This window comes from Bacteroides sp. BFG-637, assembly GCF_024793605.1.
Lineage (GTDB): Bacteria > Bacteroidota > Bacteroidia > Bacteroidales > Bacteroidaceae > Bacteroides > Bacteroides vicugnae.
Genome location: NZ_JANUPD010000002.1, coordinates 2,638,388 through 2,661,971, shown reverse-complemented (window position 1 = coordinate 2,661,971; position 23,584 = coordinate 2,638,388). Strand labels below are relative to the sequence as shown.

At 43.3% G+C, this 23,584-nt stretch carries 12 protein-coding genes and 1 pseudogene; 6 read left to right on the top strand and 7 right to left on the bottom strand.

Annotation, left to right across the window (positions count from 1 at the left end; all coding sequences use genetic code 11):
- The first annotated feature begins 6 nt into the window (after window positions 1–6).
- From NXX38_RS10345 to NXX38_RS10325, 5 genes are all read left to right on the top strand, one after another.
- A complete protein-coding gene (locus tag NXX38_RS10345; protein ID WP_229128594.1) occupies window positions 7–1,464 on the top strand; it encodes a sulfatase in 1,458 nt (485 codons plus the stop codon).
- A gap of 30 nt (window positions 1,465–1,494) precedes the next feature.
- Entirely contained in the window at window positions 1,495–2,865 is a 1,371-nt protein-coding gene (locus NXX38_RS10340; protein ID WP_258981919.1) for an alpha-L-fucosidase, read from the top strand.
- Window positions 2,866–2,875: 10 nt separating this feature from the next.
- Window positions 2,876–3,106, top strand: coding sequence for a hypothetical protein (locus NXX38_RS10335; RefSeq protein ID WP_370540815.1), 231 nt, complete (start codon window positions 2,876–2,878; stop codon window positions 3,104–3,106).
- Window positions 3,107–3,175: 69 nt separating this feature from the next.
- Window positions 3,176–4,738 carry a sulfatase gene (locus tag NXX38_RS10330; protein WP_195649257.1) on the top strand — a complete coding sequence of 521 codons (1,563 nt, stop codon included), beginning with the start codon at window positions 3,176–3,178 and terminating at the stop codon, window positions 4,736–4,738.
- Between the two features lie 270 nt (window positions 4,739–5,008).
- Window positions 5,009–5,275 (top strand): hypothetical protein, encoded by a 267-nt coding sequence (locus NXX38_RS10325; RefSeq protein WP_167511699.1) that lies wholly within the window; start codon window positions 5,009–5,011, stop codon window positions 5,273–5,275.
- A 104-nt stretch (window positions 5,276–5,379) separates the two neighbouring features.
- Here the strand turns inward: NXX38_RS10325 and NXX38_RS10320 are convergent, their stop codons facing one another.
- The 7 genes and pseudogenes from NXX38_RS10320 to NXX38_RS10290 all read right to left on the bottom strand — a co-directional run bounded on the left by NXX38_RS10320 (window position 5,380) and on the right by NXX38_RS10290 (window position 21,064).
- Complete coding sequence (locus tag NXX38_RS10320) at window positions 5,380–6,933, bottom strand: LamG domain-containing protein (RefSeq protein WP_195649258.1); 1,554 nt, start codon at window positions 6,931–6,933, stop codon at window positions 5,380–5,382.
- Between the two features lie 36 nt (window positions 6,934–6,969).
- Window positions 6,970–8,898, bottom strand: a complete 1,929-nt coding sequence (locus tag NXX38_RS10315; protein ID WP_258979414.1) for a RagB/SusD family nutrient uptake outer membrane protein — start codon at window positions 8,896–8,898, stop codon at window positions 6,970–6,972.
- Window positions 8,899–8,911: 13 nt separating this feature from the next.
- Entirely contained in the window at window positions 8,912–12,157 is a 3,246-nt protein-coding gene (locus NXX38_RS10310; protein ID WP_195649260.1) for a TonB-dependent receptor, read from the bottom strand.
- 36 nt (window positions 12,158–12,193) lie between these two features.
- Entirely contained in the window at window positions 12,194–13,585 is a 1,392-nt protein-coding gene (locus NXX38_RS10305) for a glycoside hydrolase family 76 protein (RefSeq protein ID WP_195649261.1), read from the bottom strand.
- 14 nt (window positions 13,586–13,599) lie between these two features.
- Window positions 13,600–14,847: a SusE domain-containing protein gene (locus NXX38_RS10300; protein ID WP_309600929.1), complete on the bottom strand. Its 1,248-nt coding sequence runs from the start codon at window positions 14,845–14,847 to the stop codon at window positions 13,600–13,602.
- Between the two features lie 15 nt (window positions 14,848–14,862).
- On the bottom strand, window positions 14,863–16,836 hold the full coding sequence (locus NXX38_RS10295) for a LamG domain-containing protein (protein ID WP_258979412.1): 1,974 nt from the start codon (window positions 16,834–16,836) through the stop codon (window positions 14,863–14,865).
- A gap of 186 nt (window positions 16,837–17,022) precedes the next feature.
- Window positions 17,023–21,064: pseudogene (locus NXX38_RS10290) on the bottom strand (response regulator).
- A 211-nt stretch (window positions 21,065–21,275) separates the two neighbouring features.
- Here NXX38_RS10290 and NXX38_RS10285 point away from each other — a divergent pair.
- The gene (locus tag NXX38_RS10285) at window positions 21,276–23,558 is read left to right on the top strand and encodes a GH92 family glycosyl hydrolase (RefSeq protein WP_258979410.1); all 2,283 of its coding nucleotides are present in this window, start codon (window positions 21,276–21,278) and stop codon (window positions 23,556–23,558) included.
- Window positions 23,559–23,584 lie beyond the last annotated feature (26 nt).

Genomic DNA, 23,584 nt, shown 5'->3' with positions numbered 1-23,584 from the left:
GCCATTATGAGTATTACAACAAGTATGATATATCACCGGACATGGATAATCGGAGCAGCACTTGCTGCTCCGATTCTTCCAGTTTCATCACAGGTCCCCCCTAACCTAGTCTTTATCATGGCCGACCAATATCGGGGAGATGCATTAGGTTGTGTGGGCAAAGAACCTGTAAAAACCCCTTGTCTGGATAAACTTGCTTCCGAAGGAATCCTGTTGACCAATGCAATCAGCAGTTATCCCGTTTCATCACCGGCACGGGCCATGCTGATGACAGGTATGTATCCGCTCCACAATAAGGTGGTAGGCAATTGTAATTCACAAACTGCCCCCTATGATGTAGAACTTCCTCAAGAAGCCCGCTGCTGGAGCAACGTACTGAAAGAAATGAACTATCAGACCGGATATATAGGTAAATGGCACTTGGATTCTCCTCATAAACCTTATGTAGACACCTACAACAACCGCGGTAAAGTAGCATGGAACGAATGGTGTCCGCCCGAACGTCGTCATGGTTTCGATCATTGGATAGCCTACGGGACGTACGATTACCATCTAAAGCCCATGTATTGGGATACTACCGCCCCACGCGATAGTTTCTATTATGTAAACCAATGGGGACCTGCCTATGAGGCAGATAAAGCCATCGAATACATTCAGGCACAAAAAGAGAATAAGCAGCCTTTCGCATTAGTCGTTTCAATGAATCCTCCACATACAGGTTATGAACTGGTTCCCGACAACTATAAAGCCATGTATAGGGACTTGAATGTAGAAGCTTTGTGTGCCAATCGCCCCGATATACCTGCCAAAGGGACTGAAATGGGTGACTATTTCAGAGACAACATACGTAACTATTATGCATGTGTTACAGGAGTGGACGAGAACGTAGGACGTATCGTAGACGAATTAAAAAGAAACGGGCTCTTCAAGAATACGATTATAGTGTTTACTTCCGACCACGGCATCTGTATGGGTGCTCACAACCATGCAGGGAAAGATATTTTTTATGAAGAGTCTATGCGTATCCCCATGATTATTTCCTGGCCAGAAAAAATTCAGCCGCGTAAAGACGAACATTTGATGATTGCTTTCGCCGACTTATATCCTTCTCTCCTATCCATGATGGGATTCCGGAAAGAGATTCCCGAAACGGTACAAACATTCGACTTATCCCGGGAAATCCTCGGCGAAAGTAGAAGAGAGGTCATACAACCTTATTATTTCGTACAGTTCGACAATCATGCCACAGGTTATCGCGGACTACGCACAGCAACCCATACCTTTGTAGTACATGCCCAAAATGGTATTATAGACGAAACAGTTCTTTTCGACCGCACAAAAGACCCATATCAAATAAACAATATAGCCGAACACTCCCCCAAGTTAGTCCGGCAGTTCCGGGAACAACTCAAGAAATGGCTACACCATACCCATGATTCATTTGCCAATTATCTGACCCCCTAATAAATAAATTAAAGACCATGAAGAAACTACATTACTTTATTCTTTTTTATCTTTTGCACAGTTACCTGTCTCGCACAACAGCAGAACATCCCTGTCCCCAAGCCTCACCAACTAAAATGGCATGAGGCGGAATTAGGAGCCGTCTTCCACTACGACCTGCATGTGTTCGACGGCATCCGCTATGAGCAAGGCAACAACCGCATTAACCCCATCGAAGATTACAACATATTCAATCCTACCAAACTGAATACCGACCAATGGGTGCAAGCCGCCAAAGCTGCCGGATGCAAATTCGCTGTGCTGACAACCAGTCACGAAACCGGCTTCTGTCTTTGGCAAAGTGATGTCAACCCTTATTGCCTGAAAGCCGTGAAATGGCGGGACGGCAAAGGAGATATTGTACGCGACTTCGTGAACTCCTGCCGCAAATATGGTGTGCAACCGGGCATTTATGTCGGTGTACGATGGAATGCTCTGCTAGGCATCCACAATTTCAAAGCCGAAGGAGAAGGAGAATTCGCAGTCAACCGCCAGACATGGTATAAACGCCTGTGCGAGAGAATGGTTACCGAGCTGTGCACCCGCTACGGCGATCTCTATATGATATGGTTTGACGGTGGAGCCGATGACCCGCGCAGTGACGGTCCGGATGTGGAACCTATCGTGAACAAATACCAACCGAATTGTTTGTTTTACCATAATATAGACCGTGCCGACTTCCGCTGGGGAGGGTCGGAAACCGGTACTGTGGGCTATCCTTGCTGGTCTACTTTTCCCGCTCCCTGCTCGCACCATAAGCGTTTGGAACAAGACAAAGACCTTTTGGAGTTGCTAAAACACGGAAGCAAGGACGGCAAATATTGGGTTCCCGCCATGGCAGACACTCCATTAAGAGGGGCTAACGGACGTCACGAATGGTTTTGGGAACCAGATGACGAAAACAATATTTACCCGGTGGACGTGCTAATGGACAAATATGAAAAATCGGTAGGAAGAAACGCCACGCTAATCCTTGGACTTACGCCCGACCCCACAGGGTTACTTCCCACCGGAGACGTGCAACGGCTCAAAGAAATGGGAGATGAAATCAATCGCCGGTTCGCTTCACCGATAGCACAAACCGCAGGACAGAAGAAAAGCCTGCCCCTTAAGTTTGGCAAAAAGCAACCCGTAAACTATTGCATCATCCAGGAGAACATCAAAAATGGAGAACGCATCCGTCAATATAAAGTAGAAGCGAAAGTGAACGGCAAATGGAAAACCGTCTGCACAGGAGAATCCGTAGGCCACAAACGGATTGAAAAGTTTGAACCGGTAGAAGCAACGGCACTAAGACTGACTGTACTCGAATCTACCGCATTACCGGATATTATCAATTTCAGTGCATACTCCGTCCAATAAAATCGGAAACATGAAAAGAACCATCCGCACCATGAAAGAGTATGGATTTGACTTTTTAAAGATAGATAACCAATCTTTCACGCTCCCGTTTTATATGGACGGAACGCAGGCCGTTCGACAGGCAAAGTACTGTAACCTCGCATTAGAACATCAAGCCCATCGTATGCAGCTGGGATTGATGAATTGTATGGTACAGAATGTTTTGAATATAGTATGGGTTGATTCTAACGGAAAGCAGTAATTACGAAGTATCCCCATCAACAAGATAGGCATAATTGAAATAAAGAAATAACACCCAAAAACTCCCCCCATGAACAAGAAAGCTCTATTTCCTCTCACACTTTTGCCGCTGGCCGCAACTTATTTGCAGGCACAGAACAACGGCAGTCTCCGAAGTGAATGCACAGACAAACGTCCGAATATCATCCTCTTTATGGTGGATGATATGGGATGGCAAGACACTTCCCTCCCATTCTGGACGCAAAAGACACGTTACAACGAACTGTATGAAACACCTAATATGGAACGCCTCGCCCGGCAAGGAATGATGTTTACCCAAGCGTATGCCAGCAGCATCAGTTCTCCTTCCCGGTGCAGTCTTATCACCGGAACGAATGCAGCCCGCCACCGGGTAACCAATTGGACACTGCAAAAGAATACAAAGACGGATCGCGAAGACAAATTACTGGATGTTCCGGATTGGAACTATAACGGAGTAAGTCAAGTAGCCGGCACTAATAACACCTTTGTCGGAACCTCTTTCGTACAACTCCTAAAAGACAGCGGTTATCATACCATCCATTGCGGAAAAGCCCACTTCGGTGCCATAGACACGCCGGGAGAAGATCCGCATCATTGGGGATTTGAAGTCAATATCGCCGGACATGCCGCCGGAGGGCTTGCCAGTTATCTTGGAGAAGAGAATTACGGACATACCAAAGAAGGGAAACCGGTTTCATTGATGGCTGTTCCCGGGCTTGAAAAATATTGGGGTACAGAAACTTTTGTAACCGAAGCGCTGACTTTGGAAGCTATTAAAGCATTGGATAAGGCAAAGAAATACAACCAGCCTTTCTACCTGTATATGGCTCAATACGCCATCCATATCCCGCTGAACAAAGATAAACGTTTCTATGACAAATACAAGAAGAAAGGGATGACTGACCACGAAGCTGCCTATGCAACGCTCATTGAAGGCATGGACAAGAGCCTTGGCGACTTAATGAACTGGCTGGAAAAGAATGGAGAAGCTGATAACACGATTATCATTTTTATGAGTGATAACGGAGGACTTGCCTCCGAACCCCAATGGCGTGACGGCAAATTGAATACACAGAATTATCCTTTGAACAGTGGCAAAGGCTCTACCTATGAAGGTGGTATTCGCGAACCGATGATTGTCAGCTGGCCGGGTGTAGTGGCTCCAGAAAGCAAATGCGACAATTACCTGCTGATAGAGGACTTCTACCCCACTATCCTCGAAATGGCAGGAATCAAAAAATACAAAACAGTCCAGCCAATAGATGGAATCAGCTTCATACCTCTGTTGAAACAGACAGGCAATCCCTCCAAAGGCCGGAGCCTTTTCTGGAATATGCCTAACAACTGGGGAAATGACGGTCCCGGAATCAACTTCAATTGTGCCGTTCGTAACGGCGACTGGAAATTGATTTATTACTATGGAACAGGCAAGAAAGAGTTGTTCAATATCCCTGATGACATAGGTGAAAGCAACGACCTTAGTGCACAACATCCGGATATCGTGAAAAAACTTTCCAAAGAGTTAGGAGACTATCTAAGAAAAGTAGATGCACAACGACCTACTTCCAAAGCTACCGGCAATCCTTGTCCCTGGCCGGACGAAATAAAATAGATTGCCCAAACAAAAGGAGTGTGGCGGGGAGTGTGGAATAATTCCACACTCCCCGCCACTATTTCCACACATTCCACATACGGTTCTACACAGTCCTACGCCTTTCGAAATCACATACACCTTTATTTATCAACTACTTAGCATATCGCTATTTTTTTGGCACGCGCTTTGATCTTTAATAAAACGTTAGCGAAAAAGTAATAACCAATTCCTTAACACAAAAGTAGAGAATTGAAAACATATGTCTAATAATCTTTAAAGCAAACGATTATGAAAAAATTAGTATTAGTAGTAGCAATGTTTATGTTTGTTTGTGGTGGTTCATTCCTTGTAAAGGCTCAGAGTTCTGCAGAAGCTGTGACAGCCCCGACAGAAGTCAATGCGACAGTTGTCAATGATACAGTAGTAAAAGATACTGTAACTAAAAAAGACGAGCCTGCAACGGCATCACTGGTTGCATTAGCCGCTAATGTCAATGATACAGTTGTCACAGACACTGCATCTAAAGACAAACCGGCTGTGCCTGTCAAGGAATAACCTTGCCAACAACAAGCAGGACATAGTCTGCTGAACAATAGTAAGCACACTACAAAAAAAGCCATCCCTACTTTCGTCTATTCCGGGGATGGCTTTTTTTATTTTTATTCCAATATCGGATCTGCTTTCCAACTTGAAACGATATTTGCCGCCTCTGCTTCAAAACTCTTTCCTACCAAAGACACAAATGTCTTAGTATTGCCATTTCCATTATTGAACAACCAATTAGCTACCATTCCATCCTTATCCTCACTCAACAACTTGCCGCTCTGCTCGGAAATTTGTTGTTCCGATAAGGCTTTTGTCCAAATACGGGCATAACTGATAGCTCCGTTCAACCGGCGTTTACCATCAGACTGTCCGATGTAGAAATCAGAAGTAAGATTGATCTCTTTCAAATCATCCGGCGTACCGTTTGATAATTGAAGCGTTTCTTTGGCACCATTTACATACAATGCAATCCGTTCACTTCCGCTCTTACTATTATCCAATACCACAGCCACATCATACCATTTATTAGTTTCTATCTTGGTAGAACCTTCATAGCGGATACTGCCTTTATCATCTGCAGCAAGCTGAAGGAAACGTTCCTCATTATTGCTTCCTCCTTTATGCACATCGACACGCAGCAGGAATTTCTTCTCTATACCCATCACTGTATTAATCCGGGCATTTCCATTGTCATCTCCATTCAACGACTCAATGTTGAAACGGGCTTCAAACGTGATCGTACTCAAATTCTTTAGCGATTCATCTGCCGTACCATTATATTCAAACGGTACTTTAAAGTAATTACCGCTACCCAGGTTCGCTACTTTATCTGCCTGTACCACCGTTACAGTCAGACTTAATTCCTGCTCCGCTTCGTCTCTGACAAACACGGTAGTGATACCCGCTTTTTTACCTATTAAATTGAAACGAGTGTCATCCACCTGCTGAATAGCTACAATCTCTTCATTCTCTGCTGTCAGACTATAACCTCCGTTTCCTTTTTCTACCGTAATCATGATCTTATTGTTGACTCCCACTCTCGGTGTCAGATTGGAGACATCAATAGAAATCGGATTTACCGTCACCTGAACCACTGCCTGTTTTCCTTTATGGTCTGTAAAAGTCACTGTTGTATGTCCGTTCTTCAAGCCTGTCAAAGTATAGAAAGGACGGAACTGGTCTGTATTGACCATGCTGACAACCGTTTCGTCCTCCACCTCATAAGATAATTCATCATTGCTGGAAAAATTCCCCATGCTGACAATCAACTGCTTTTCACCGGAAACTTCCAAGATCACCTCCGGCTCATTCACTTCCAGTTCAAATACACCTACATTCACAGAGATATTGGCAGCTACTCCTTCTCCATCCATTACTTCGATGGTAGTGGCTCCATTCTGTGAGCCACTTTTTACAGTTATCAATTCACCGGAAACAGTAGCCGTTGCAATGGCAGTGTTGAAACTTCTCACGGTATAGTTTCCGTTTCCAACCACTACATTCACTTTGGCTTCCTCATTCTGCCCGATACGTATCACCGGTTTATTCACAATCAACTCTATCAAGTCTTTAGCCACATCGTCATCATCATCGTCATCACAACCTATAACGGCAAACGATAATACCGACAAAAGCAACAGACACATATATGTATAGATTCGTTTCATCTGATTTTCTTTTTAAAGTTATACATTCCTACCGGTTTACCATCCGGGATTTTGTTCAATGGTCGGTGTCTTCTGCAACTCACTCTGGCGAATGGGGAACAGATAATGCTGAATAGAGAAAGTACGTTCTTCCACGCAGAAACGCTCCATTCTATATTTCACACCGTCAACCGTAATCGCTCCATTCTCATCCTGTACCGGACGCATTCCGTTAATCATTCGCTGGCAACGAGGCAATGCACCGTTATTGGCAGCCCAGTATTTCTGTGTACGTTTTGAGTTGTCGCTTCCACTAGATTTCCAAAGGCTTTCCTTTGCCAGTTCTTCCTTACTTGTCGGCTCCAAATACAAACGGCAAGTCCACGGACGTTTTCCCTCATAAAAGAGTTCCACGCGACGTTCGCGCTGAATGTATTCACGCATCAACTGCTGATTCGTTTTTACTTCCGGCGGCATCGGTTTCATAAAAGAACGTTCACGAACCGTATTCACCAATTTATAAGCTTCATCAATATCCTCTCCCAATTCATTACAAGCCTCCGCATAAATATATATAAACTCCGGAAGACGCCAGATGGCGGGCGCATTGATACTGAAATTACCGGATTTGTTCCATGACTCCTGTTGGAATTTACGTAAATAATAACCAGTAGTAGTTGCATTGGTAGCACCAATCTTATCGGAACCACTCGCGGTATTGATCGTTTTCGACTCGTTCTTATTATTACGGTAAGGAGCTCCGTGATAAATTACGTCGCGATAGAAACGCGGGTCACGAGTACCTTTCACATACGGATTAGCATCGTCATAGCCACCTTTACGGGCTTCTGCCGAATACACCGGATAACCATAATCACCTACGATATATTCATATTCATCCACTTGTTCCTGCACCGGTTGCTGTCGCGAACTTCCCTCACGGCTAGGCGGATAAATATCTCCCTGCCATGCCTGATCCTTGCTCTTCGTCATAAAGAACACATACTCATTGGCAAAGGCATCCATATCATAAAACATATCCCACAAACGAGCATATACACGGCTGTCATTCAGATTACCGTCAGCCGGATCCTTGAAATCATTTGCGTCATGTTTCGTATAGAGAGAATAACGCTTGGTGCCACCGACTTCGAAATCCAAAACGGCTTTGGCCGCTTCTTTTGCTTTTCTCCAACGAGTAGCATCGTAAGCATACTCATCTTCGAACACACGACGCAGGTTATATCCATATTGAGAAGCACCATTCCACAACGGAGTAGCTGCTACCCAGCGAACAAAAGAAATCAATCCCAGACAGGCTCCCTTATCCACACGACCGAAATTCTCAGAAGTTTTCACATATTTATTGGGAACCATGCCATAAGCTGTTTGCGCATCCGTCACAATCTTCTCGACCATCGAATGAACAGACTCTTTCTTGAAGTCCATATTATCTCCGGCATTAATCACACGATCAATATAAGGAGCTTCGCCATACATACGCATTAACAACATGTGGAAATAACCACGCATGAAATACATTTCACCGATACGGTTACGAAGATCACCATCCTGTTGAGGATTATCAGGAGTGTTATATTTTTGTACATTTTCTATAATCAGATTCGCTTTACGGATTCCTTCATAAAGAGCCTCCCAATATTGTCCAAAACTACCGGGCAAAGAGTTCGGGTTCCAAGCGCCGTTATTGAAGTTATTCGTTATGTTTCCCTCTACGTTGGTTCCTTCACATTCGTCCGTAATGGCACTGTTGCTGAAGTGTTCGAAGAATACCAACGGACGGTCTGCTTTCTTTGCAGCCGCATATACGTCGGAGACTAGTCCGTTCACTTTTTCGTAACGGGCAAAAACGTCCGCTTCCGTAATATTATCATCATCGTCCCGGTCCAGGTAATCGCTACAGGAAGTAAAGACCAAAGGCAGGACCAATAAAGCAATTGCTAAAAATCTATATAACTTTTTCATATTTCTATCTTATTTAGAATGTAATATCAATACCAAAATTGAATACCTTTTGAATAGGATACCAGGAAGCTCCGTCTCCGGATTTCGTTTCCGGATCGATATCCACATCACCCAGTTTATCAAAAGTCAACAGATTCAGACCTTGCACATAGATACGTGCCTGTTGCACATGGAATTTACGTAATAATTTGGGCGATACATTGTAACCAATTTCCACATTCTTAAGACGCAGGTATGAAGCATCATACAAAAACAAACTGCTGTTTCCATTCTTGTTGTTATCATGTGTTCCATAATGCAATGCCGGATATTTGGCAGTAGCAGCCGTTTCTGGTGTCCAACGGTCCAGATGCATTTTCTTCACACGTCCGATCTTATCCTGTTCAAATTGCGGGAAGTCAAATACAGCAGCCCCATTCAACAGAATAGATGATTTTGTCGCACCTTGCAATAATACACTAAAATCAAAGTTCTTATACTGGAAACCGAAAGGAATACCGAACATCAGTTCCGGACTACGCGGATTTCCCATTGCCGTACGGTCTTCATCATCAATCACTCCGTTACGATCCAAATCCTTATAAACAACATCTCCCGGAATTAATTGTCCCCACGGCTGATAACCGATTTTGTTCAGGCGGTCAGCTTCTTCCTGATCGGCTACAAAATGATCGAACACATAGACGAAGTTTTCGTATAAACGTTTACCGGTCTCTTTACGCCAGGAATTCTTACGGGCAACTTCCGCTTTATATTCCAGACGGTTGCGGGAGAAAGTCAGGTTCGGACGGATATAGTAACGGAAATCCTTTCCAATCTTATCGTTCCAGCTCAATTCGATATCCACACCGCGGTTGCTTACTTCACCCAGATTCTGTAAAGCCGCATCCTTACCTACAATGTCCGGATATCCCATGATACCGTCACCGTTCATATCCGTAATAATGTCAAAACGATATTCATAAAATGCATCTACCGTCAATGCCAACCTTTGATTCAGGGTAGTAAAATCAATACCGACATTCAGTTTACGAGCTTTCTCCCAAGTCAAACTTGCATTAGCCAGATTACCTTCGGAATTACCGCCTACATTTGTACCAAAGTTATTACCGAAATCATAACCGCTACCACCACCATAGAAAGCCAGATAAGGGAAACGGCTGCTGACATTGTCACTACCTACCAAACCATAAGAAGCTCTTACTTTCAGGAAATCAACCCAGGAAGCTTTTTTCATAAATTCTTCTTCTGAGACTACCCAACCGATTGAACCCGCGGGGAAGAATCCGTAACGTTTGCCCGGAGCGAAATTCTCGGAACCATTGTAACCGAAATTGAATTCCATCAGATACTTCTGATTATAATAATAAGCAAAGCGCCCGGTGATACCTTGGCTATGATAAGCCAGCTCATTGTTAACGGTACGATTACCACGGTTTGCCAATAACATGGCTGTCACTTCGTGACGATCGCTAAACAAACGGTTGTAATCCAAACGTGCTTGTATATAAGTACGTCCATCAGAAGCATTATGACTGAATCCGTTACCGATAGTCTGGTCAATATCATACTTGTTACCTGTTTTATAAGCACCAGTATAATGGCCGCCAGTCATATAAGCATCTGAACCTTCAATCGGCATAAACGTTGCATACTTCGGATATTCACGATATCCATCCTTGTAAGTATCCAGTTTGCGGTTAATCCATCGTCCTTCGGAAGCATCATAAGAAAACATCAGTTCCGCCTTTAATCCTTTCGTCAGAAATCCCATATCCAGATTCATCGCAAAACTACCGTTCAGATAAGTATTCTTCTCATTCAAATAACCCGTACGGCTCAATTCACCCAAAAGATTGTAGCGATAGATGTTGTCACCATAAAGCATTCCACGAGGGTTCTGCTGAATATATTCCTCATTCTGCGGATGCGAGTTTTCTTCCACCAAAATGGGCAGATAGGGAGGTTGAGTTGCACAGATGGTCATCAGGCGACTAGCCGTTGTACCCGGTGCATTACGGTCAGTAATACGGGCTCCCAAGTCCAGACGGGTACTCAAATAACGATTAATGTTAATATCAATGTTTGAACGAAAGTTGTAACGGGTGAATTTGGTCTGTGAGTCATATTCACCAGCATTCGCATATTTGTAGTTACCTCCTTGTGAGAAGTAATTAGCCAATACATAATAACGTACCTTGTCCGTACCTCCACGGATGGAGAGGCTTACATCTTCCTGCAAGCCCGGTTTAAAGGCAAAATCATAATAATCCCAGTCATATCCCAAGCCATCGGAGTTATCTCCTTTGGCGCGGCGGAAGTTATCAATCGCCTGTTGAGAGAAGAGGTTCAAACTGCTGATGTCTGCACCCGTCATCTTGGCATCGTTCAATCTGGCCTCATTATATAAGGTTGCATAATCGGCAGAACCTAAATATTCGGGGAAACCGATCGGCTGGTTAATACCGATAGAGGCTTTCAGATTCACGGTTGCCTTTTCCGCTGCTTTACCACGTTTGGTGGTAATAACGATTACACCATTTGCACCACGGATACCATAAGCGGCAGTAGCGGAAGCATCTTTCAGAATAGTGAATGTTTCAATTTCATCTGGTGCGAGGTAACTCATGTCACGTTCGATTCCATCGACAATGACAATAGCACTTTGATTACCGTAAGTTGCCTTACCACGGATAAACAATTCACTTTGGTCAACACCCGGTTCACCACCCGCATACTGGTTTACAATCAAACCAGGCAGACGTCCGGCAAGTGCATTGTTGATATTAGCCGTAGGACTCTGCGTCAAATCTTTTGTCGTAATGGTAGCAACAGAACCGATCATGGTTTCTTTACGTTGTTTGGTATAACCTACCACAACCACTTCCTGCAGGGCTTTCGTATCTTCCTGTAGTAAGACAGTCAGTTCCTTCTTTGCACCGGGAACAATTTCCTGCGGCTGGTAACCCAGATAGGAAAACACCAACGGAGCTTCTGCATACGGCAGTTTCAATGTAAACTTACCATCCATATCCGTAATCGTACCTGCATTGGCCACTCCTTTCACGACAACAGACACACCGATCAACGGGTCATTTGTCGTCTTGTCCAATACCGTACCCGACACTGTTATCTTATTGCTTTGTGTGGCCTGCACCTTTGCCGTTCTTCCCGTTTGCGCCACCCCCTGCAAAGGTATACCTGCAAGAAGAGTGCAAGAAACAGCCACCAGACAAATATTTCTTTTTATATGTATCATCTTTCTTTTCGATTTTCTATGTGTAATAAATCAATCTTATTCCTCTGCTTTCTTACCGAAATCCGGTCCGACCCAGTTGGCTTTTTCCGTTGCTTTACCTTGCACCCAGTCTTCATAACGGGCACGGATTTCAATCATTGTTGCTCCCGGGACTTCCGCATTCAAGGAGATTGTCAGACGATCTTCCCTGTTGTCGCGATTACCGAAGACCGGTGCTTTTGCCCAGTCGTACTCCCACACATAATAGCCTTCGGGATGAGCCAACGTCCAAAGCACATCAGAACAGCTGCGCAATGCAGCAATAAACTTATTCTTGGTCTTTTCCGGATAAAGGCTGCTAGTCGGCTGTTTCACCATATCCAAAAAGTAACGGACAAATATTCCACGGAATAAAAGATTATCTCCCGAATTTCCTTCACCACTGAATACCGGATAGTTGGAATCCATTTTCTTATTCACCTGGTAAGAGCCGAAAGCAACTGCATTACGAAGATATTCATCCTCACCGGTAGCGTTGTACAACTCCAGAGCAGCCGCCATAAATGTTCCCTGATTATAAGACAAGGCTACTTTATCAGGATCTCCCGGTGTACCGTCATCTTTAATACTAAGATTATCATATACCTGTCCGGTGGAAATATCACACAGATAAGCCGTCATCCAGTTATATACCTCTTTGGCGAAGTTCAGGTAATAAGCAGCCTGCTCTTCCCAGCCGTCTTTAGCCTCTTTAACGGTAAGCTGATACAATTTCATAGCCAGAAGGCAACCGGGACCATTAGAACAAGACATACGTGAAGCCGGCGCATCCGTTTTCCATGCCATTCCTCCTACCCCTTTATAGTCATTCTTCGCTCCCTTAATATGGTTCCACATCTTCATCAACGCACTGTAATAATCCTGATCGCCAGTCAATTCATAAACCCGCAGACAAGACAGTGCCATCCATTCCATATCATCATAGAAGTTATTCCAGAAGTCTTTGCCACCATAACCGCAATGTTCATTCCAGTCATCAAAAGCCGGCAGGAAAGGTTTCATGATGTTTTCATACAAATGAGCCTGATATTCGGGATTATTTGCATGACGGATATAAGCATCGATCACGATATCCAATGCATGTCCCTGCGACCATCCACCGCTACCGCCTGTGCTTGCCGGTTCTCCGGTTTCCGGTGTATTCGGTTTTTCCCAGTAAATGCTTCCGCAAAAGGTATCCCGTCCGCTGGCATTCTCATAAAAATATTTGATATAAGTTCCCGTACTTTTGTCGGCTGCATCTGTCCAGTTCACATCCGACACATATTCGCCAGACGAATTGCCCTTGTAGATATCTCCCAAATCGCCGTCGTCACAAGCTGTAAATATTGCCAGTGCACCGCTTAACAGCAAAGCTCTTTTTGATAATGATACTATATAGTTCTTCATATTATTATTCAGTTTTAATCTTCATTCGTTTCCGAAGCTACCCAACGGTGGGTATACGTTCCAAACTCTGCATTGAAATAGAGGGTCACATCGGTTCTCACCGTAGCATAATAGACATTTCCCTGCTTTTCGCCCCATTGCAGTAACTCGTCGCAAAAACGGAAACTGTAATCCCATGGATCTGTGCCCAATGCCAGTTGATATAAATTATAATAGCTGTTGTCGGTAGTCAGATTCGGTTGCCCTTTATCTTTCTCCTTATGTCCCCAACGGTAGGTTGTTCCGTTGATCTCCATCTTAAAGCTATGACGGGTTTCACCGCTTCCTGCCCAACTTTCCGTTTGTTTCCGGGCAGTATAATTCTTCACACCCCATTTGCCATATCCCAGATAGTTGAAGTTCTGTCTATACCCGCCTGAATGGTTATAAAGATACACCTCTCCTATTTCATCATAACTGATTGTCTGCTCACCCATATTGATAGTAATCCGGTAGATGCCTGATTGAGGAACCGTAATTGTATAATCTTCACCGTCATTACGTTCACGCAACACTCCGTTATCATCTACATAATAATAGCACTTGCGACCTTCAACAGTAGATGTAAAGACAAATGGCTGATCAGCTTTCAATTGAGTAAATGTCTGATAAATTCCCTCATTCTGACGAAGCATCTGCTGCGCTTCCGCTTCATCGCCATCATCTTCTGTACCTGCTCCAGTGATATAAACCGGCTCGTTTTCAGAAGGCATATCATCGATGCCGTCCATCATAAAAATTACGAAATAGCCTTCCAAACTACTAAGAGCCTGATCCAATCCGCAATAAGCACGTACCTTCCAACGCAGTGTGCCGTTGGTATTGCAACGGAACTTAGCCAGTTTACCTATTGTATTTGCCTGATAATGGGTAAAAGTCAGCTGTGATTCCAGCCCATTATTATCCGAAAAAAAAGTTTCTACCGGTTTGGTAAAGTCGCCCCCGATCGTATCAATCAATACTTCATAACGATATACAGTATTTCCGTGCTTCTCGGTAGGCGTCCATTTTAAGATAATATCCGTTAACGAAGCACCCGAAAGTACTACCCGCTCACCGCTAGCCATTGCATCCATTGTTCTGACAGGTTCAGGCGGAACAATCGGTTCATAATCATCCGGATCAAAGCCCGGATTCAGTTTATTGTCACAGGCCGTCAGTCCGATAAGAAAAAACAGCAGGGCAAATTTGATTAGTTTCTTTGTTATCATATTGTTTCTCATATTATATTCCTAGTTTTAGTATGAATGAGGACATCCAATTGGTTCAAAGCGGCTCTTATCTCCATTATAAGTTGCAGGAAGTTCCGCTCCCCAAGCTGGTTTATTTTCGCTTATATTCTGCAAACAAACTTGCGCATCCAATCCGCTACCGCCATTTCCCCAATTTTCAAAAACTGTAGAACCTCCGACACCTTTCGAGAATACCCAATATCCCATCAAGTCAGAGTGTTCTTCTGCATTAAGGATTTTGCACATATTCGCTTTAATTTCACTTTCGTCCAACGCTCTCTTCCACATCCGTGCCTGATAAACTTTGCAATATCCTACCCGATATGAATCTCCGGAACGTCCTATCAACAACGCCTTATCATTTCCACCTACATCTGTCAGATTGAGAGATGAATTAGGGGCACAATCTTCATAAGAGTTATCTGCAGGAGTCAACGTTTCTCTCACTCCGTTTATATACATTTTATAAGCCTCTTTTGTACTTGATTTCGTTCCATCATATACAATGGCTATATGATACCATTTACCCGGAGTCTTACGTCCACCTTCCGAATCATCACAATAAATAGTCTGCTGACTACGGAAACGGGGGTCACTCTTACCATTAATTTTAGTGGCTATTTCAAAACGCGGATTCACATCCTTAGCTTCTGCACGAAGCAGGAATACACTTTCCAAACCTATAAACGATTGCAAAGAACGAGTATAAGTCGGATAGAAAACAACCTCAAGAGTAAGCTGATTCATACTTTTCACCTCTGAATGTGATTCCGCATACTTCTTAATATCAATTTTAAAGCATACGTCATATTCCAAACGATAACATACCGGATTCACATAAACTGGTAAAGTCAATTTCTGACCTGCCGCATCAGACAGTTCCAGTGTAGTAGTTCCAAGCTTCTTTCCTGTTAGTTTTAACTTGGTAGCCCCGTCTTCCGTAATCAATTCAGCGGTTTTCAAATAGGTTTTATTATCATCTGTGAGTTGTGCCAACTTATAATCGCCATTTCCTCTGGTGATGGCAATTTCTGTAGATGCCTCATAGCCACCAATAATTAAAGAAGTTGCTTCATTTTCCAATTTAAGGTTATACGGATTCACTTTCACCGCAATCTCCTCCATGGAACCTTTTTGGTCTGTCACAATCACTTTCACATCACCTCTGGCTTTGGGTTTCAAGGTAATCAGATTCTCTTTTTCAGTGGCCTCCACAATCGTTGCATCCGTAGTAGGCTCGCCATCTCCTACCTGATAAGTAAAACTATAGCCACCATTACCTTTCTCTATAGATATATATTGAGATTCGGCATCCGGTTCGACAAAAATGGCTTCATTACTTTTCAGTGTCAGATCCACGATGTTCACTACCACAGGAAGGATGATCGTTTTGCCTTTCTTATCTGTTATCGTAACATTTACCGGATCATCTCCAGTCTCGAACTTGGCAGTCAACGGAATAACCTGTCCCGATAGTTCGCCCACTTCCAGAAACTTATCAGCACCTTCCGGTATGGAAATCTGGTAATCTCCGTTACCGGTCAAAATCTTCACCAGTCTCTTTTCACCGATAAAGAGGTCAAACCCTTCTTCCGGTGCATCTACCGTCAAATCCCAAAGTTTTGCTACCCGAACCAGCACTCTAGCCACTTTCTTACGCCCATCTACTATTAATATAGTGGTTTCCGTACGGTTATTTTCCTCCAACTGGCTATTTTCGGTAGCTTTAATAGTCACCTTATTACCATTGATTGTAGCCGTCGCCACATTTTCATCAAATGGCTTCACATAATAATCTCCATTACCGGAAGTGATACTTACCGTAATCTCATCTCCTTGTAGCAGTGTCACCGAATTATTATCGACAACCAGATCTGTTGCCGGTTTCACTTCCTGTTCTTCTTTATCATCACTGCACGATACCATAAAAAATGGGATAGTCAATGCTGAAAGAAATAAAAAACTAAGTTTCCTTTTCATTAGATTAAAGATTAATAAATTAATACTTTTCGAGTTTATCTACTTAAAACTTCGATGAGACAAAGATAAAATCACTAAACTCTACCAAAAGAAAATTAACTGCTTTTTTTACCTTTTGGCACGGATATTTACTACATTAACACGGATATTTACTTCTTCTTTTTCTTTAAAAATTCCCGCCACAGGCTACTGCTGAACCTCTTCCAAATGTTTCATCCGAAACTCTTTTGGCGTACATTCATACTTTTCACGGAACACCTTAAAGAAAGTAACTTTGTTCGAGAATCCCGAATCGAATACAATTTCATCAATCGTCTTTTTAGTGGTCAGCAATAAATCTTTCGCTATGTGCAAACGACATTCCTTAATCAGATCGGTCGGGCTATCCTCTCCTATCTCTTCCATCTTCCGGTAAAGACTCCGGGGACTGATTGCCAGCCGATCGGCGATATAACGCGGAGTCAAATCTTTGTTCGTTATATTATCATTGATAATCTTCAAAACCGACTGTAGGAACTTCTTCGACTCTTTATGCGTCAACTTCCCGTCCGACTTTTCAAAAGAACTAATCGGCGAACTGAAATAATTCTTCAACACCTCTTTCCGTTCCATCACCTGACAGACAGAAATACGAAGGTACTCCGCACTAAACGGTTTCGTGATATACATTTCCGCACCGGCAGAAAGAGCCTCCATCTGTTGTTCCATCTCGTGCCGTCCGGAAACCACAATAATAGGAATATGCGCCGTCTCTTTCACCGATTTGATCCGCCTGGTCAGTTCAATGCCACCCATTCCCGGCATCATGACATCACAGATAATCACATTCGGATAAACCTCATTCATCACCTGATCCAGCCGCTCGGGATCTTGCAAGGTTATTACATTAAAATCGCCGGAAAATATTTCTCCAATAAACCATAACATCTCGATTTCATCATCAACCACCAAAAGCGTGGGACGCATCTTGTCAAACTCATACTGTGGAAGTTTCAGTATCGATTGAGTATCTATCTTAGGGATGTATTCCGCTGTGAGCCGCTTGGTTTCCGACACTCCGGTAGTCTGCTCCATAACTGGCAAGGTTAATGTAAACATCACCCATCCATCAGGAGTATTTTCCACTTTCAACGTACCATTCAGTAACTTTGCCATATTATAAGAGATGGCTAGTCCCAGTCCGTTCCGTGAAAAGTTCTTTTCATCCTGATTTTCGAAGTTATCCAAAATAGCATACCGGTTAAAAATATACTGGAAATCCTTTTCCTTGATGGTACTTCCTTCATTTGCTACACGAAGAGTCAACATGTTTTCCCCACTCGTATCCACTTCAATCTTGATACTCTGTCCGTCGGGAGTATATTTAAAGGCATTAGAAATCAGATTAATAATAATCGTATTCAGAAATCCCTTGTCCGAGTTCCACATCACCTGTTCGGGTATCTTGCTCAAGAAAGTGATGTTTCTGGATTTAGCCATTTCGACAAACGTTTTGGCTATTCCTTTCACAATAGAAGACACATTCAATGACTCAATCCGTACTTCCCTGTTTCCTGTTTCAATCCGACGGAATTCAATCAACTCATGAATCAGGTTGTTGAGACGCTCCGCATTCGTCTGAATCATCTGTACGTAGTCCACGACAAATTTACTAAGTCCCTTCGATGAAAGGATTCGTCCGCAAGGACCATAAATCAAAGTCAGCGGAGTACAAAACTCATGTGCGATATTAGTAAAGAAACGAAGTTTGGACTCAAAGACATTCTTTTGATGGCGTTTCTCCTATCTCGTTCAGCAATTCCTGCTTTTTACGTTTGGAGCGCAGTATAAAAGAACGTATCAGTAAGGCTGCCAGTAAAAGCAGACAGAAGGCATAAATCAAATAAGCCCACCAGGAAGCATACCACGGATCGCCTATACGAATGACCAGGGAATAGACATCACTCTCTTTATCAAAAACACTATTGTAATATTTCACCAGTAAGGTATATTCGCCGGGAGCCATATTCGTAAAAGAGACTCCACTTTCCGAGCCATTGTTTACCCATTGGTCACTCAATCCTTTCAGTTTATAGAAATAGGTACAGTTATTACCATTCAGATAATCCACAGAAGCAAATGAAACAGAAAAGAAATTCTGGTCATACTGTAAATTCAAGACTTCAGCTTCTTTTTTCCGGGTGAGAAATTCTCCCAGATTGTATTGTTCACCGAAGATAGACAGCTTATCAAAATAAACAGGAGGCATATAAAGCTGCTCCGGACGGCCATCCGCCCGGATAGCTACGACTCCATTGATTCCTCCAAAGAACAGAGTACCAGTCCGGGAATCCCGAAAAGCGGCACCGTCACTAAACTCTACCACCTTTAAACCATCTCCGAAACCATACGAACGAAAGACATTCCGTTTCGTATCGAAATTGATTAATCCGAGATTGGTGCTCAACCAGAAATTGTCGGACGAGTTTCTAAGAATTGCATGAATGGTATTATTCAGGAAACCATTCTTGGCATTGAAGAGCTGATAAGAAGTTTCCGAAGTGTACTTTATCAATCCGTAGCTCGTTCCAAAAAGATAGTTATTGCTGCTGTCTTTACTGATGGCGAGAATATTATTCAGGGTCATGTTTTCGTATTTGTGAGTAGACACCGGTTCCAGGCCGTTCGTCGTTTCGTTATAGCGGAACACCCCATATCCTTTATTACCAAACAACAGGTTGGTTTCATTCTCCGCATAAATAGTAAAGAAATAGTTCGATCCCAGTTCGCCATCATTAATGATGTAACGTTGCGCATCCACAATCACCGGATTGTCCGGTGTTCCGGCAATACGAGCCTTCACCACTCCCATGCCGACACTCGCCAGCCACAGTTCGGAATCTGCTGTTTCGTAAATGTCATGGATGTATTTGAAATCTTCGTTGCCGATCCGTATTGGTATACTCTTGATACGTTTTTCCCGATATGAATAATAAGTTAATCCTTCTTCGTCTCCTATCCAAAGCAAATTCCGGTGGCTTTTGGCAAAACAATAAACGGCATTACTACTCAAAGCACTATTAGAGGTAGTCAACACCTCTGATCGGCAGTCAGAGATGTTTTTATCGAATTCGTAATCATAGATTTTAAGAATTCCGTTTCCTTTGGTTCCCACCCAAAAAGTACGTTCATCATCAAGATAGATGGCACGCACGGGGCGTTCTATTTTCTCGGTGTAATTGCTAAGCACCATTGATTTGATAGAATAAAGCGGGTTCGAATAAAGATAAACACCTTGCCCGTCTGTACCAATCCAAACAACATCCTGAAAACGGTCCTTCTTGAGACAGAATACACCGCTGTTGATTGGCAACGGCTGAATTTGATAATGATTCGTTTCCTTCTGTTTCTCCAACAGCAGAATACCATCCATCAAAAAACCCACAAAATAGCTGTTATGATAATGAACGATGGAAGAGATTTTGCCACGTTCCTGTATTTCCTTACCCAGATTGGCAATAAATTCATTCTTCTGGGTCGGAATATGGAAAGCATAAAAATTAAATTCCTTGTCTATGTAATAAAGAGATTGCTCGTCATTGAAACAATAGATCAAGGAGGTCTGATAAATCAGATTCGTTTTTTGGGGTAACAGGGTGATATCTCCCGATGTGGCTTCCTGCTGTATGTCATAACAACGGTTGTATCCTTTCATGACTACCCACATCCGGTTATTACCGTCGATAAAGAAGTTTACGATATCGGAAATCGGAATTCCCGTGATATTGATTTTCTTGAAGACGCCTTCTTTTTTATGATAATAATAAATGCAGTTACTATCCTGGATAATGAACAGATTACCATGACTATCCTTATTCATAAAGAAGAGTTTCTGAAATTCATTATAGTGAGTGATTGTATTGGTTTTCCGGTTCAAACGGTTCAACCCATAGTAGGTTTGAATCCAGTAAATGTCTTCACCCGTATACACAATATTGTCAATCAGATTACCAGATAAGTAATCCTCCTTGTCACGGGTCTTAAATTCCTCAATCTCTTGTCCATCATAAATATTCAGTCCGTCGCAGGTCCCGATCCACATTAATCCACGTTCATCCTGGCACAGAGATGTAATCGAACTATTAGACATATATTCTTTATCTGCAACTTGCTTCAAATTATAAGCATAAGCGTTATGTATCAACAGATTAAGAAAAAAGAATAGAATAAAAAACGACTGTTTCCCCATAGTGTATTATTCTTAGATTTGCTATATGACAAAGGTAAACAAAAAAACATTCCGAGCTTTTTTTTTGGCCGAGATATAAGTAAATATCCGTGCCAGAGTAGTTAATTTCAGTGACAAGAGACGATTTAAACTCCCTATTACTAGAAGCGCATTCCTTTTCTCCCTATTTTCGTCGTAGAAATTATTTTCAAATCTATAAATTCATTGGTTCATGAAAACACCTTTTTCATTTAAACACTTGCTATTTCTTGGAGGTGTCGTGTTGTACAGCCTGCAATCTTCTGCCGTTAAGAATCCGGTAGACTATGTCAGTACACTGGTAGGCACTCAATCCAAGTTTGAACTGTCTACCGGAAACACGTATCCGGCTACGGCATTGCCGTGGGGAATGAATTTCTGGACACCGCAGACCGGTAAAATGGGAGACGGTTGGGCATACACGTATGATGCCGACAAAATCCGGGGATTCAAACAAACACATCAGCCCAGTCCCTGGATGAACGACTACGGGCAGTTTGCCATCATGCCTGTCACCGGCGGACTGGTATTCGACCAAGACCGACGTGCCAGTTGGTTCTCTCACAAAGCGGAAGTCGCCAAGCCTTATTATTATAAGGTATATCTTGCCGACCACGATGTAACAACCGAGCTTGCTCCTACGGAGCGTGCCGCCATGTTCCGTTTCACATATCCGGAGACAAAGAATGCCTACGTGATTGTAGATGCTTTCGACAAGGGATCTTACGTGAAAGTGATTCCGGAAGAAAACAAGATTATCGGCTATTCAACCAAGAATAGCGGTGGCGTGCCGGAAAACTTCAAAAACTATTTTGTGATTCAGTTCGACAAACCGTTCACATTCCTTTCCGCAGTTTCCGAAAATAACATTCTTCCGAATGAAACAGAAGCGAAAGGAAACCACACAGGTGCCGTGATCGGGTTCGCCACCCAAAAAGGAGAAATTGTACACGCACGTGTTGCTTCCTCCTTTATCAGTCCCGAACAGGCGGAGTTGAATCTCAAAGAGCTTGGCAAAAACAGTTTCGACCAACTGGTAGCAAACGGAAGAGAGGTCTGGAACCGTGAAATGAGCAAGATAGAGGTAGAAGATGACAACATTGATCATTTACGTACATTTTATTCCTGCCTGTACCGTTCGATGCTTTTTCCACGCAGTTTCTACGAAATAGACGCTAAGGGACAAGTCATGCATTACAGCCCCTACAACGGCGAAGTGCGTCCCGGCTATATGTTTACCGACACCGGATTCTGGGACACGTTCCGCTGCTTGTTTCCTTTCCTCAACCTGATGTATCCGTCAATGAATCAGAAGATGCAGGAGGGACTGGTGAATGCTTACAAAGAAAGCGGTTTCCTGCCGGAATGGGCCAGCCCGGGACACAGGGATTGCATGGTGGGCAACAACTCGGCTTCCGTAGTGGCCGACGCTTACATCAAAGGGTTGCGCGGGTATGACATCGAAACTCTTTGGGAAGCATTGAAACATGGAGCCAATGCACATCTTAGCGGAACTGCTTCGGGGCGTCTCGGCTACGAATCTTACAACCAACTGGGATATGTCGCCAACAATATCGGCATAGGACAAAACGTTGCACGTACATTGGAATATGCATATAACGACTGGGCGATTTATACATTAGGCAAGAAACTCGGTAAACCGGAAAGCGAAACCGATATTTACAAGAAGCGCGCATTGAACTATAAAAATGTCTATCATCCGGAACACAAACTGATGGTAGGTAAAAACGACAAAGGCGTATTCAATCCGAAATTCGACGCTGTAGACTGGAGCGGTGAATTTTGTGAAGGAAACAGCTGGCACTGGAGCTTCTGCGTATTCCACGATCCGCAAGGACTTATCAACCTGATGGGAGGCAAGAAAGAATTCAATACGATGATGGATTCCGTTTTCGTCATTCCGGGCAGACAGGGAATGGAGAGCCGCGGCATGATTCATGAGATGCGTGAAATGCAAGTGATGAACATGGGGCAATATGCGCACGGAAACCAGCCTATTCAGCATATGGTGTATCTCTACAACTATTCAGGCGAACCCTGGAAAGCCCAATACTGGATACGTGAGATTATGAACAAGCTATACACCGCCGGTCCCGACGGCTATTGCGGTGACGAAGACAACGGACAAACTTCCGCATGGTATGTATTCTCCGCACTCGGTTTCTATCCAGTTTGTCCGGGAACAGATGAATATATCATAGGAACTCCGCTCTTCAAATCAGCGAAGTTACATCTGGAAAACGGAAAGACCATTACGATCAAAGCAGATAACAACCAGCTTGCCAACCGCTACATTAAAGAAATGAAGGTGAACGGGAAATCACAAACCCGCAATTTCCTTACACATGACCAGCTGACAAAAGGTGCTAATATCCAATTCCAAATGAGCCCCGTACCCAATAAACAGCGGGGAATCACAGAAAAAGATGTACCTTACTCTCTTTCATTTGAATAAAATATTGTACTTTTGGAGGTCAATGA